The sequence below is a fragment of the Streptomyces sp. NPDC031670 genome, from assembly GCF_055580545.1.
Genome location: NZ_JBVILC010000001.1, coordinates 131,718 through 144,380 on the forward strand (window position 1 = coordinate 131,718; position 12,663 = coordinate 144,380).

Here is a 12,663-nt window from a genome sequence, read left to right on the forward strand (position 1 = left end):
GCAAGGCCTCCCCCACCCCCCCCCCCCCCCACCCCCCCGCCCCCCCCCCCCCCCCCCCCCCCCCCCCCCCCCCCCCCCCCCCCCCCCCCCCCCCCACTCCGCCCGTTGGCCGCGTGCAACTGCGGCACACCCGCAACCGTCCGTCGGCGGGCGGATCATCGATACGTTCGAACAGCTGCCCAACCAGCCGTCCCTGCCGTCAGGTTGGAAAGGCTTCAACGCGCTGACGTACCCAGGAGGCTGTCCATGTCCCCTTACGCAGATACCCGCGACAACGGCCCCCGGACGGGGGTCTGGTTCATCGGAGCCCGCGGCTCCGTCGCCACCACGGCGGTCGCCGGCTGTGCCGCCGTCGCCGCCGGGCTCCAGCCCGCCACCGGCATGGTCACCGAGAGCCCCGACTTCACCGGCACCGGCCTTCCCGAGCTGTCGTCCTTCGTCTTCGGCGGCCACGACGTGGCCAGCAGCCCCCTGCCAAAGCGCGCCGAGGAACTGGCCACCCAGGGAGTGCTCCCGCACACCCTGCCCGCCGCCGTGCGCGCCGAACTCGCCGCCGCCGACGAGGAAATACGCATGGGCGGCCCGCTGCCCGGCGACACCCGCGGCGACGAGGAGCTGATCGCCGCGTTCACGGCCGACCTCACCGACTTCGCCCGCCGCACCGGAGTCGCCCGTACCGTCGTCGTCAACGTCTCCTCCACCGAGCCCGCGCCCGCCGACGGCGACCCCCGGCTGCCCGCCTCCTCCCTCTACGCGGCGGCGGCGCTGCGCGCCGGGTGCGCGTACGTCAACTTCACCCCCTCGACCGGTCTGCGCCACCCGGACCTGGAGGCCGCGGCCGAGGAGGCCCGCGTCCCGTACACGGGCCGCGACGGCAAGACCGGCCAGACCCTGCTCCGCGCGGTGCTCGCGCCGATGTTCCGCCAGCGCGCCCTGGCCGTACGGGCGTGGTCCGGCAGCAATCTGCTCGGCGGCGGGGACGGGGCCTCGCTGGCCGACCCGGCCGCAGCCGCCGCCAAGAACGCGGGCAAGAACCGCGTCCTGGAGGACACCCTCGGCATGCTGCCCGAGGGCGAGGTGCACATCGACGACGTGCCCGCGCTCGGGGACTGGAAGACCGCCTGGGACCACATCGTCTTCGAGGGCTTCCTCGGCTCGCGGATGGTCCTCCAGACCATCTGGCAGGGCTGCGACTCGGCGCTCGCCGCGCCGCTCGTTCTGGACCTGGCGCGCCTCACCGCCCGCGCCCACGAAGCCGGACTCACCGGCCCCCGCCCCGAGCTGGGCTTCTACTTCAAGGACCCGGACGGCGGTTCCTCCGCCCTCGCCGAGCAGTACGGCGTGCTGCTGGAGTTCGCCGAGCGGCTGCGGGAGGTCCGGTGAAGCAGGGCTTGCGCGCCTGGGCCGAACTGCTGCGCGTCTCCGCGCTGTTCACCGTTCCCGGCGACGCCCTCGCGGGGGCGGCATCCGCCGGGCTGCGCCCCAACCGGCGCACCGCGCTCGCGGTCGGCTCCTCGCTGTGCCTGTACGAGGCCGGCATGGCCCTGAACGACTGGGCGGACCGCGCCGAGGACGCCGTCGACCGCCCGCACCGCCCGATCCCGTCCGGCCGGGTGAAGCCCGCCGCGGCCCTGGTGGCGGCGGCCGGCCTCACCGGCGCGGGCCTGGCGCTCGCCCATCGCGCGGGTCGCCCGGCCGGCCTGGTGGCCACCGCCCTCGCGGGCACGGTGTGGGCGTACGACCTGCGTCTGAAGCACACCGCGGCGGGCCCGGCGGCGATGGCCGCGGCCCGCTCCCTCGACCTCCTCCTGGGCGCGACGGCCACCGGGGGCACGGTGGCGCGGCCGTCCCTGCTCCCGGCCGCGGCGCTGGGCGCGCACACCTACGCGGTCACCACCGTCTCCCGCCACGAGACACAGGGGGGCTCGGTGGCCGCGCCGCTGGCGGCGCTGGCCGGAGCACTGGCCCTGGGGGCGCTCACGGCCCGGCCCGCGCCGTCGCCGTGGACCCGCCCCGCACCGGCCGACCTGGCGCGGGCGGGCCTCGCCGCGACCTACGCCGCCACCGCCGCCAGGCCCCTCTTCCACGCCGTCCTCAACCCCTCGCCCCCGCTCACCCAGCGGGCGGTCGGCGGCGGGATCAAGGCGATGATCCCGCTCCAGGCGGCCCTCGCGGCGCGGGCCGGCTCGGTGCGTACCGCCGCCGCCCTGGCCGCCCTCGTCCCCGTGGCCCGCACGCTCGCACGAAAGGTCAGCCCCACATGAGCATCCGCCTCGGCTACGGCAGCAACGGCCTCACCGACCTGCGCCTCGACGACGCCCTCGGCCTCCTCGCGGACCTCGGGTACGAGGGCGTGGGGCTGACCCTCGACCACATGCACCTCGACCCGCTCGCGCCCGGACTGGGCGCGCGCACGGCGGCGGTGGCCCGGCGCCTGGGCGAGCTCGGCCTCGACGTGACCGTGGAGACCGGCGCCCGGTACGTCCTGGACCCGAGGCGCAAGCACGGCCCGTCCCTGCTCGACCCGGACCCCCGGGCCCGGGCCCGGCGCACCGAGCTGCTGGTCACGGCCGTCCGTGTCGCCGCCGACCTCGGCGCGCACGCCGTGCACTGCTTCAGCGGCATCACCCCCGCGGGCCTCGACGACGACACCGCCTGGAAGCTCCTGGGGGAGGCCCTGGAGCCGGTCCTCGACGCGGCCTCGCCGAGCGGTGTGCCGCTCGCGATCGAACCCGAGCCCGGCCATCTCCTCGCCACCCTCGCGGACTTCCACCGGCTGCGCGCCCAGCTGGGCGACCCGGAACCGCTCGGGCTCACCCTCGACATCGGGCACTGCCAGTGCCTGGAGCCGCTGCCGCCCGCCGAGTGCGTCCGGGCCGCCGCGCCCTGGCTGCGGCACGTCCAGATCGAGGACATGCGGCGCGGGGTCCACGAACACCTGCCGTTCGGGGACGGCGAGATCGACTTCCCGCCCGTCCTGGCGGCGCTGGACGCCACCGGATACCGCGGCCTGACCGTCGTCGAGCTGCCCCGCCACTCCCACGCGGGCCCCGAACAGGCCCGCCGGTCCATGGAGTTCCTGCGTCCGCTCGTCACGGGCGCCGCAACGCCCCTGAAGGGAGTACAGCCGTGATACCTCGTGCGGAACTCGACGCCCGCTTGGGCGGCGCCGCCCGTGCCTGGCTCGACGAGGCGCTCGCCGAGGCGGCGCACACCGCCGAGCGCCCGTCCGCCGGATTCGGCACCGCCCCCTGGGAGCTGCGGTTCGCCTCGGCCGGGCGCCACCTCGGCGCCGACGCCGACGCCGTCGACGCTTCACGCGTCCTGCTGCTGCGCACCGCCCGGGTGGACGCGGCCACCGCGACCCGGCTCTACCGGCAGGGCAGCGCCGCCGAGCGCCGCGCGGTCCTGCTGGCGCTCCCGGAGCTCGGCATCGACCCGGCCGCCGGGGTGCCGCTCGTCGAGGACGCCCTGCGCGCCAACGACACCCGGCTGGTGGCGGCGGCCGTCGGCACCTACGCGGCGGCCCATCTGGACCCGCACGCCTGGCGGCACGCCGTACTGAAGTGCCTGTTCACCGCCGTGCCGGTGGACGCCGTGGCCGCCCTGGGGGAGCGCGCCCACGGCGACACGGAACTCGCCCGGATGCTCGGCGACTACGCCGAGGAGCGGGCCGCCGCCGGCCGCCCCGTCCCCGACGACCTGAACCGCGTACTGGCCCTCACCGGGGCCGAGGAGTCCTGACCATGCGTATCTTCGACCCGCACATCCATATGACGTCCCGCACCACCGACGACTACGAGGCGATGTACGCGGCGGGCGTGCGCGCGGTCGTCGAGCCCGCCTTCTGGCTGGGCCAGCCCCGTACCTCGCCCGCGAGCTTCTTCGACTACTTCGACGCGCTGCTCGGCTGGGAGCCGTTCCGGGCCGCGCAGTACGGCATCGCCCACCACTGCACGATCGCCCTCAACCCCAAGGAGGCCAACGACCCGCGCTGTACGCCCGTCCTCGACGAGCTGCCGCGCTATCTGGTCAAGGACGGGGTGGTCGCCGTCGGCGAGATCGGCTACGACTCGATGACGCCCGCCGAGGACCACGCCCTCGCCGTACAGCTCCAGCTCGCCGCCGAGCACGGCCTGCCCGCGATGGTGCACACCCCGCACCGCGACAAGCTGACCGGTCTGCGCCGCACCATCGACGTCGTACGCGAGTCGGCGCTCGCCCCGGACCGGGTGCTGCTCGACCACCTCAACGAGACGACCGTGCGCGAGGCCAAGGACAGCGGCGCCTGGCTCGGCTTCTCCGTCTACCCCGACACCAAGATGGACGAGGACCGGATGGTCGCGATCCTCGACGAGTACGGCCCGGAGAAGGTGCTCGTCAACTCGGCCGCCGACTGGGGCAGGAGCGATCCCCTCAAGACCCGCAGGGTGGCCGACACCATGCTGAAGGCCGGGTTCGACGAGGACGCGGTGGACCTGGTGCTGTGGCGCAACCCGGTCGCCTTCTACGGGCTGAGCGGCCGTCTCGACCTCTCGGTGGCCGCGCCGCCGACCCTGCACGAGGGCAACTCCATCCTGCGCGGCGGCGAGTAGCCCATGCGACTGCGCCACCCCGACGGCTCCACGGTCCACCTCGCGTACTGCACCAACGTCCACCCGGCCGAGACCCTCGACGGCGTCCTGGCCCAACTGCGCGACCACTGCGAGCCGGTGCGCCGACGCCTGGGCACCGACCGGCTCGGCATCGGTCTGTGGCTGGCCCGGGGCGCGGCCGGGGAGCTGAGCGCCGACCCCGCCGCGCTGCGCGGCCTGCGCCGCGAACTCGACGGACGCGGCCTTGAGGTCGTCACCCTCAACGGCTTCCCGTACGAGGGGTTCGGCGCCGAAGAGGTCAAGTACCGCGTCTACAAGCCGGACTGGACCGAACCGGAACGCCTCGCGTACACGACCGACCTCGCCCGCCTGCTCGCCGGGCTGCTCCCCGACGACGTCACCGAGGGCACCATCTCCACCCTCCCGCTCGCCTGGCGCACCGGCTTCGACGGCGCCGCGGCCCAGACGGCGCACACCGCGCTGCGCACGCTGGCCGCGCGCCTCGACGCGCTGGAGGAGGAGACCGGGAAGTCCATCCGGATCGGTCTGGAGCCCGAGCCCGGCTGCACGGTCGAGACCACCGCCGACGCCGTCGCCCCGCTCACCGCGATCGGCTCGCCCAGGGTCGGCGTCTGCGTCGACACCTGCCATCTGGCCACCTCCTTCGAGGATCCGACCCGGGCGCTCGACGCGCTGCGCACCGCCGGACTCACGGTCCCCAAGGCCCAGCTGTCGGCCGCGCTGCACGCCGAGGAGCCGTCCAGGCCGGAAGTGCGCGCCGCACTGGCCGAGTTCGCCGAACCGCGCTTCCTGCACCAGACCCGCACCAGGAACGGCGAAACGCTCCTCGGCACCGACGACCTCGGCACGGCCCTGACGGACGGGGCCCTGCCGGACGGCGCCCCCTGGCGCGCCCACTTCCACGTACCGCTGCACGCGCGCCCCGCGGCGCCGCTGACCTCCACCCTGCCCGTACTGCGCGAGGCCCTGGCCGTCCTGGTCGGCGGCCCGGTCGCGCGCACCCGGCACCTGGAAGTCGAGACGTACACCTGGCAGGCGCTGCCCGCCGAGCTGCGCCCGCGCGACCGGGACCGGCTCGCCGAGGGCATCGCCGCCGAACTGGCGCTCGCCCGGGACCTGTTGACCGACCTCGGCCTCAAGGAACTGCCATGACCGACGCCCCCGCACCCACCCCGCTCCTCGTCCTGGACGTCGTCGGCCTCACCCCCAGGCTGCTGGAGCACATGCCCCGGCTCAAGGCGCTCGGCCGCTCCGGCTCCCGGGCCCGGCTCGGCACGGTGCTCCCGGCCGTGACCTGCGCGGCCCAGTCGACCTTCCTCACCGGCACGCTCCCCGCCGAACACGGCATCGTCGGCAACGGCTGGTACTTCCGCGATCTCGGCGAGGTCCTGCTCTGGCGCCAGCACAACGGCCTGGTCGAGGGCGACAAGGTGTGGGACGCGGCGCGACGCGCCCACCCCGGCTACACGGTGGCCAACATCTGCTGGTGGTACGCGATGGGCGCGGACACCGACATCACGGTCACCCCGCGTCCGGTCTACTACGCCGACGGCCGCAAGGAGCCCGACTGCTACACGCGGCCCCCGGCCCTCCACGACGAACTCCACGACAAGTTCGGCACGTTCCCCCTCTTCCACTTCTGGGGACCCGGCGCCGACCTGGTCTCCTCCCAGTGGATCATCGACGCCACCCGGCACATCCTGGCGACCCGCGCCCCGGACCTCGCGCTGTGCTATCTGCCGCACCTGGACTACGACCTCCAGCGGTACGGGCCCGACGACCCGCGCTCCTACCGCGCCGCCGCCGAGCTCGACGCGGCCATGGCGCCCCTGCTCGACGACGCCGAGGCGGCCGGCCGCACGGTGGTGGCGCTCTCGGAGTACGGCATCACCCGCGTCAGCCGGCCCGTGGACATCAACCGCGCCCTGCGCCGCGCCGGTCTCCTGGAGGTGCACACCCAGGACGGGATGGAGTACCTGGACCCGATGGCCTCCCGTGCCTTCGCGGTCGCCGACCACCAGCTCGCGCACATCTACGTCCGCGGGCCCGAGGACCTCGAAGCCGTCCGCGAGGCCCTCGCGGACGTCCCCGGGATCGAGCGGCTCCTCGACGACGAGGGCAAGAAGAGCCACGGTCTCGACCACCCGCGCTCGGGCGAACTGGTCGCGATCGCCGAGCCGGACGCCTGGTTCACGTACTACTACTGGCTCGACGACGACCGCGCCCCGGACTTCGCCCAGCTCGTCGAGATCCACCGCAAGCCCGGATACGACCCGGTCGAGCTGTTCATGGACCCGCTCGACCCGTATGTGAAGGTCAGGGCCGCGAAGGCGCTGGCCCGCAAGAAGCTCGGGATGCGCTACCGGATGGCGGTCGTGCCGCTGGACCCCTCACCGGTGCGCGGCAGCCACGGGCGGCTGCCCGACGACCCGCGGGACGGGCCGCTGCTGCTGTGCTCGGCTCCGGACGCGGTGGGCGACGAGGTGGCGGCCACCGAGGTGAAGGGGCTGCTGCTGAGGCTGGCGGGGCTGACGTAGCGCGTGCTCCCGTAACGGAAGAAGCTCCTGGCGGAAACGATCCGCCAGGAGCTTCTTCGTACGGGCGAGTGACCCGGGGCCGGTCAGACCGGGCGCGCCTCGACGATGGAGACGCCCGCGGCGGTCTGCACCACCCGGTCGAGCTGGAAGCCGGTGGCCCGCAGGATCTCCGAGTACTGGCGGGCGGTGCGCTCCTTGCCGCCGACCAGGATCATCAGCCACAGGTCGACGAGCTTGGCTGGGTGCGGCGCGTTGCCCTCCGGAGGAACGAATTCCATGACGAGCAGCCGGCCGTCGGGGCTGATTGCCTCACGCGTGTTCTTGAGGATCTCCAGCGCCTTCGGCTCCGGCCATTCATGCAGAATGTGCTTCAGCAGATAGGCGTCCGCACCGGCGGGCAGCGGACCGAAGAGATCGCCCTTGTCGATCTCGACCCGGTCGACCACACCCTCTTCCGAGAGAAACGTGTGGGCGCCCAGCTCGTCCGCCCGGGAATCGAAGAGGATGCCCTTCGACTGGGGTGTCTTCTTGAGGATCGCCGAGAGCAGACCGCCACGACCGCCGAAGACGTCGACGAGGGTCTTGTACTTGGAGAAGTCGTACGCGGCGAGAATGGGCTCGGTCTCCATATTCGAGAGCGTGCCCATGCCGTTGAGGAAGATCTCCGCGAATTCCGGGTTCTGGCCCAGGTACTCGTACGCGTGCATCCCGCGGTTCTTCTCCAGGCTCGGCTGGCCCGTGCGCACGGTGTGGATGAGCGCACCCCAGTCCTCCCAGCTCGCGGGGTGACCTGTCAACAGGGCCATGTCGCGCATCGACGTCGGCGTGCCGGTGCGCAGTGCGTCGGCCATCGGTGTCAGCTTGAACCGGCCGTCGCTCTGCTCACTGAATATGCGGTAGCCGGCGAGGGCGCGCAGCAGGCGGTGGACCGCGTCCGGGTCGGCCTCGATCCGCCGGGCGATCTCCTCCGAGGACAGCGGGCCGTCGGCGAGCTGGTCGGCGATCTTGAGCTCGGCCGCCACGTAGATCGCCTGGGACACCCAGGCGCCCTGGGCCAGTTCGAGGACGGCGATCGGCGCGGGCACCATCAGCTGGGCGAGGCGCTGCACCCGCGCGCGCACCCCTTCGACGATGCGGACGACTCGGGCGGGCGGAATTGGGGGCATGCGTATCCTCCGTGGGCGGTTGCGCAGCGGTATCGGAGTCTCAATTGCCGGGATACCGGAAACTACGGCGTCAGCTATGGCGTCAACTATGGGCGTCGCCCGGCAGACTCTAGAGCCGAGCACGGCGGCGAACAACCACTCAACGCGCGAGAAACAGGCCCGAGTTGGCCGAAATGCCGACCCGAGTTCGGCACCAGTGAATTCCGAGCGCGAATCAAGTGTGCAACTGCGGATGCATCGCAGTCGGACAGGCTTACAACTTACCTGTGAATACAGGACTGTTGAGGTAGAAGCGTCTATCGTGGCGCCCGTTGAGTCGGCTCCCAATGACGGGGGCACGCCATGATGAGGGAGAGACATGTCGAGAATACGCAGGTCTTGGAGTGGGGCCTTCGTGGCAGCGGCGGCCGTGGGCACGCTGGCCGTCACGCTGATCCCGGGCCCGGCACAGGCCTCGCCGTCCTCGCCGAAGGAGGCCAGGGCCGCTGCCGCCAACATTGAGGTCATCGCGAGCAAGCTCAACAACCCCCGCGGCCTCTCCGTCCAGGCGGACGGGACGATCCTGATCGCCGAGTCGGGCGTGGGCAAGCCGGGCTGCGCGCCGGGCACCCACTGTGTCGGACTGACCGGTTCCGTCTACCGTGTCAAGGGCACCCAGCAGGGCCGCGTCGTCACCGGCCTGGCGTCCTCCGCGGTGGCCCCGACCAACCCGTACGAGCCGATCTCGGCCGCCGGTCCCAACGACGTCGAGGCCAACGGATCGGGTTACCTCGTCCTCAGCGGCTTCGGCGGCGGCACGGACGACCGCGCCAAGCTCGGGGCGGACGCGGCCAAGCTCGGCACGCTCCAGACGGCCAGCGGCTGGGTCGTCGGCGACCCGGTCAAGCACGAGACACTGCTCGACCCCGACTGGGTGCTGGGCCACCCGGCGGGCGGCGAGGAGGCGTCGATCCACAGCAACGCCTGGCGCTTCGCCCGCAACGGCCGCGGCTTCCTGGTCACGGACGCCGGTGCCAACGACCTGATCGGCGTCGGCTTCGGCGGTCGCACCACGACCGAGGCGATCTTCCCGGACAACGAGCTCCCCGCCCCGGGCGGCGCCGGCACGGCCCCGTCGGCCAAGGAGAAGAAGGTCCTGGAGTCGCTCGCCCCGCAGACCAAGACCGTCGCCGCCGACGGCACGGTCAAGGTCCAGTCGGTGCCCAGCGGCATCGTCAAGGGCGCGGACGGCGCGTTCTACATCGCCGACATGGGCGGTCTGCGCCCGGGCGGCTCGCGCATCTGGCGGCTGGTGCCGGGGCACCGCGCCGAGGTCTTCGCCAGCGGTCTGACCGCGGTCAGCGACCTCGCGGCCGACAAGAACGGCAACCTGATCGCGCTGACGCTGACCAGCGGCTTCCAGCAGCAGGGCCCGCCGCTGCCGGGCAAGCTGAACCGGATCGACACCAAGACCAAGGCGGTCACCGAGATCCCGACCGACGGCAAGCTGGCGATGTCCACCGGTCTGGCCGTGGGTCCGAACAACGAGATCTACGTGACCAACAACTCGGTCGGCACCGAGGGGCAGCTGATCAAGGTCACCGAGTAATCCGGACGCGGTCCCGGTCCCGGAGCTGATGCCGCCCCGGGCCCGGTTCCGGCCGTGACCCGGTCCTGGTCCTGACGCCGGGGCCGGTGTCGGCCGGTGGTTCCGGCCGGTGTGCGACGAGCGGCCCCGCAAGGCTCCTGACGCCCTGCGGGGCCGCTTCGACGTCCGTGTGGCGAGGCCGTTTCGGGGGCCTGGCGGGGCCCGCTCGACGGCCGCGCGCAAAATCCTTCTCCTTCCGCGGTCACACTCCTGAGGCGGGACCCGTCAGTTCTGTGACGCGGGATTCCGACCGAAGGAATCGAGCCGGCGTCACCGCTGAGCGATCGGCTGAAAGCGATCGCTGAGATCTCTGAAGGAGAGCAGTCATGGAAGCACGGATGCAGAACCCGGCGATGGTCCTCCCCGACGCGATGCAGGCCATCCAGAGCCTGTACAAGGCCACCTACGCGGGCGGCGTCCCGGCGGGTCTGCTGGCGCTCAGCCACCTGCGCGCGAGCCAGATCAACGGCTGCAGCCCCTGTGTGGAGTCGGCGTCCGGCCAGGCGCGCAAGGCGGGCGAGAGCGACGAGAAGATCTTCTCTGTCGGCGCGTGGCGCGAAACCCCCTTCTACACCGACTCCGAGCGCGCCGCGCTGGCGCTCACCGAGCACGTCACGCGCCTGAACGACCGCGAGGACCCGGTCCCGGACGCGGTGTGGAACGAGGCCGCCAAGCACTTCAACGAGCAGGAGCTGGCCTCGCTGGTGCTGCACATCGCCGTCAGCAACCTGTTCAACCGGCTCAACGCCACGACGAAGCAGCAGGCCGGCCAGAAGTGGTAGACGCGGTCTAGCGAGGTGTGCGGCACGGCCCCGCCGGACCCGGCGCCCCGCCCGGAAGCGGAACCGGACCCGGACCGGGGCGCGGCTGCGGAGCTGGACAGAGCGGGCGGTGGGGGGGGGGGGGGGGGGGGGGGGGGGGGGGAAGGGGGGGGGGGGGGGGGGCCTCCCCCCCCCCCCCCCCCCCCCCCCCCCCCCCCCCGCCCCTCAGTCTGAAGGTATTCTCGATGGCTTGTTCTCGCCTGTGGACAACGTTATCCACAGGGCTGGTGAGGGGTGGCCCGGCGCGGGACCGTCGGAGCATGAACAAGCACCGCGAATCGCACGGCTCCCACGGTCTGCCCGAAGACGACCCGCAGCTCACCCTGCGCAACCCGGCCGAACTGGCCGACGCCCTGCCCTATTTGATGGGCTTCCATCCGACGGACTCGATCGTGATGGTCGCCCTCCACGGTCGCCGGGGCCGCTTCGGCGGGCGGCTCCGGCTCGGCATTCCCCGTGCGCCGGGTGAATGGCCGCATGTCGCCGCGCAGTTGGCCGAGTGCCTGGTGGCGGGGAGCGAGCGGCGCGGGCCGCGCCCGGACGGGATCATCGTGTTCCTCTGCCAGGACCCGGACCCGGCCGGGGACGCGACAGCCGGTCACGTGATGGAGCGGCTCCGTCCGCTGGCGCAGTTGCTGCGGACGGCGTGCGGCGCCCTGGACGTCCCGGTCCTGGAGGCGCTGTGCATCTCGGACGGCAGGTACTGGTCGTACTGCTGCCCGGACGCGCGCTGCTGCCCGCCGGAGGGGAACGTACTGGCTCTGCCCGGTACGTCTGTGCTGGCGGCAGCCGCGACCTTCGCGGGCCTCCAGGTCCGGGGCTCCCTGCGGGAGATGGAGGCACGCCTCACCCCGTGGCGGCGCCCCGCGGCGGCCGACCAGGAGCGGGCGCTCGCGGCGGCCGAGGCGGCGCTCGTGCCCCGCGTCCTGAACGAGGAGGAGCGGCTGCGGGTCGGCCGGGAGACCCTCGACCTGGCGGGCAGGCTGATGCGCCGCCTCGCCGGCGCGCCCCCGGCCGCGGGCCGTACGGACGGGGACGCGCTGGACGACGGCCTGATCACCCACGACGAGGCGGCGGCCCTGCTCCTCGGCCTCCAGGACCGCACCACCCGGGACCGCGCGGCCGAGTGGATGGAGGGCCCGGACGCGGTCCTGGCCCTGCGCCTGTGGCGCGCGCTGGCCCGCCGCTGCGTGGGCCGCTACGGGGAGCACGCGGCGGTCCCGCTGACGCTGGCGGGCTGGGTGGCCTGGTCGACGGGCGATGAGCCGGCCGCCCGGGTCGCCCTGGGCCTGGCCCTGCGCGCGGACCCGGACTACCAGTTCGCCCAACTCCTCCACCAGGCCTGCAACCAGGGCCTGGACCCGGAGGCCCTGCGCAGGTGCCTGCGGGAGGAGAGGCGGGAGCGGGAGGACGCGGCGGCGGACACGGCATGGGGATCCGGCGTCACGGGGGCCCCGGTGTGCGGGCCTGGTACGTCGGCGCCAAGTCCCGTACGCCCCATGGGCGTTGGGGTTGCCCCGGCCGTTGAGATTGCCCCGGCCTGCGGGCCCGACGTCGCGGCGCCGATCTCGGCGCTGGACATGGGCGCGGCCATGCCCGCGCGCCGGCTCAAGCTGCGCCGCAAGGCGCCGGGTAAGGCTCCGGTGAACCGGAAGGACGGGGTGCCCGCCCCGAACCGAAAGGACGGCCTGCCCGCCCCGGCCCTTCCCGATGGCAACGGTTCCGCGGCGGGCGGGGCTGCCCGGCGAGGGACCCGGCGGAGCAACCGGACGGTGCGGCGGGACGGGACGGACCAATGACACCGGGCCGACGCCACGCCGTGTCGCTCCGTGACCCGCGCACGGTCGGCCGCGTTCACGTGGGGGGCGCCGCGCGAGGGCGGTCCGCCCGACGCAC

The 12,663-nt window shown here is 73.5% G+C and carries 11 protein-coding genes; 10 read left to right on the forward strand and 1 reads right to left on the reverse strand.

The window, feature by feature from the left end:
• Nucleotides 1-246: 246 nt before the first annotated feature.
• Genes ACZ5ID_RS00590 through ACZ5ID_RS00620 form a run of 7 tightly spaced genes read left to right on the forward strand, consistent with a single transcriptional unit; the run spans nucleotide 247 to nucleotide 7,153 of the window.
• Nucleotides 247-1,383, forward strand: a complete 1,137-nt coding sequence (locus tag ACZ5ID_RS00590) for an inositol-3-phosphate synthase (RefSeq protein WP_468892088.1) — start codon at nucleotides 247-249, stop codon at nucleotides 1,381-1,383.
• The gene (locus ACZ5ID_RS00595; protein WP_468892090.1) at nucleotides 1,380-2,264 is read left to right on the forward strand and encodes an SCO3242 family prenyltransferase; all 885 of its coding nucleotides are present in this window, start codon (nucleotides 1,380-1,382) and stop codon (nucleotides 2,262-2,264) included. Before ACZ5ID_RS00590 ends, ACZ5ID_RS00595 begins: the two co-directional genes overlap by 4 nt.
• Complete coding sequence (locus tag ACZ5ID_RS00600; protein WP_468892092.1) at nucleotides 2,261-3,133, forward strand: sugar phosphate isomerase/epimerase family protein; 873 nt, start codon at nucleotides 2,261-2,263, stop codon at nucleotides 3,131-3,133. Before ACZ5ID_RS00595 ends, ACZ5ID_RS00600 begins: the two co-directional genes overlap by 4 nt.
• Nucleotides 3,130-3,744 carry an EboA domain-containing protein gene (locus ACZ5ID_RS00605; protein WP_468892093.1) on the forward strand — a complete coding sequence of 205 codons (615 nt, stop codon included), beginning with the start codon at nucleotides 3,130-3,132 and terminating at the stop codon, nucleotides 3,742-3,744. Before ACZ5ID_RS00600 ends, ACZ5ID_RS00605 begins: the two co-directional genes overlap by 4 nt.
• Nucleotides 3,745-3,746: 2 nt before the next feature.
• Nucleotides 3,747-4,595 carry a TatD family hydrolase gene (locus ACZ5ID_RS00610; protein WP_468892095.1) on the forward strand — a complete coding sequence of 283 codons (849 nt, stop codon included), beginning with the start codon at nucleotides 3,747-3,749 and terminating at the stop codon, nucleotides 4,593-4,595.
• A gap of 3 nt (nucleotides 4,596-4,598) precedes the next feature.
• On the forward strand, nucleotides 4,599-5,768 hold the full coding sequence (gene eboE / locus ACZ5ID_RS00615; RefSeq protein WP_468892097.1) for a metabolite traffic protein EboE: 1,170 nt from the start codon (nucleotides 4,599-4,601) through the stop codon (nucleotides 5,766-5,768).
• A complete protein-coding gene (locus ACZ5ID_RS00620; protein ID WP_468892099.1) occupies nucleotides 5,765-7,153 on the forward strand; it encodes an alkaline phosphatase family protein in 1,389 nt (462 codons plus the stop codon). The genes eboE and ACZ5ID_RS00620 overlap by 4 nt, the downstream gene beginning before the upstream one ends.
• An 83-nt stretch (nucleotides 7,154-7,236) precedes the next feature.
• Here the strand turns inward: ACZ5ID_RS00620 and ACZ5ID_RS00625 are convergent, their stop codons facing one another.
• A complete protein-coding gene (locus ACZ5ID_RS00625; RefSeq protein ID WP_468892101.1) occupies nucleotides 7,237-8,319 on the reverse strand; it encodes a methyltransferase in 1,083 nt (360 codons plus the stop codon).
• A gap of 394 nt (nucleotides 8,320-8,713) precedes the next feature.
• On the opposite strand from ACZ5ID_RS00625, the gene ACZ5ID_RS00630 reads away from it, so the two are divergent.
• The 3 genes from ACZ5ID_RS00630 to ACZ5ID_RS00640 all read left to right on the forward strand — a co-directional run bounded on the left by ACZ5ID_RS00630 (nucleotide 8,714) and on the right by ACZ5ID_RS00640 (nucleotide 12,566).
• A complete protein-coding gene (locus tag ACZ5ID_RS00630; protein WP_468892103.1) occupies nucleotides 8,714-9,907 on the forward strand; it encodes a ScyD/ScyE family protein in 1,194 nt (397 codons plus the stop codon).
• Nucleotides 9,908-10,272: 365 nt separating this feature from the next.
• The gene (locus ACZ5ID_RS00635) at nucleotides 10,273-10,728 is read left to right on the forward strand and encodes a carboxymuconolactone decarboxylase family protein (RefSeq protein ID WP_358837865.1); all 456 of its coding nucleotides are present in this window, start codon (nucleotides 10,273-10,275) and stop codon (nucleotides 10,726-10,728) included.
• Nucleotides 10,729-11,027: 299 nt separating this feature from the next.
• Nucleotides 11,028-12,566 carry a DUF4192 domain-containing protein gene (locus ACZ5ID_RS00640; protein ID WP_468892105.1) on the forward strand — a complete coding sequence of 513 codons (1,539 nt, stop codon included), beginning with the start codon at nucleotides 11,028-11,030 and terminating at the stop codon, nucleotides 12,564-12,566.
• Nucleotides 12,567-12,663 lie beyond the last annotated feature (97 nt).

Bases quoted from the DNA above. Each gene is read 5' to 3' on its own strand.
- ACZ5ID_RS00600 (WP_468892092.1), top strand. From the start codon at position 2,261: ATGAGCATCCGCCTCGGCTACGGCAGCAACGGCCTCACCGACCTGCGC.
- ACZ5ID_RS00635 (WP_358837865.1), top strand. From the start codon at position 10,273: ATGGAAGCACGGATGCAGAACCCGGCGATGGTCCTCCCCGACGCGATG.
- ACZ5ID_RS00625 (WP_468892101.1), bottom strand. From the start codon at position 8,319: ATGCCCCCAATTCCGCCCGCCCGAGTCGTCCGCATCGTCGAAGGGGTG.
- eboE (WP_468892097.1), top strand. From the start codon at position 4,599: ATGCGACTGCGCCACCCCGACGGCTCCACGGTCCACCTCGCGTACTGC.
- ACZ5ID_RS00590 (WP_468892088.1), top strand. From the start codon at position 247: ATGTCCCCTTACGCAGATACCCGCGACAACGGCCCCCGGACGGGGGTC.
- ACZ5ID_RS00610 (WP_468892095.1), top strand. From the start codon at position 3,747: ATGCGTATCTTCGACCCGCACATCCATATGACGTCCCGCACCACCGAC.
- ACZ5ID_RS00620 (WP_468892099.1), top strand. From the start codon at position 5,765: ATGACCGACGCCCCCGCACCCACCCCGCTCCTCGTCCTGGACGTCGTC.
- ACZ5ID_RS00640 (WP_468892105.1), top strand. From the start codon at position 11,028: ATGAACAAGCACCGCGAATCGCACGGCTCCCACGGTCTGCCCGAAGAC.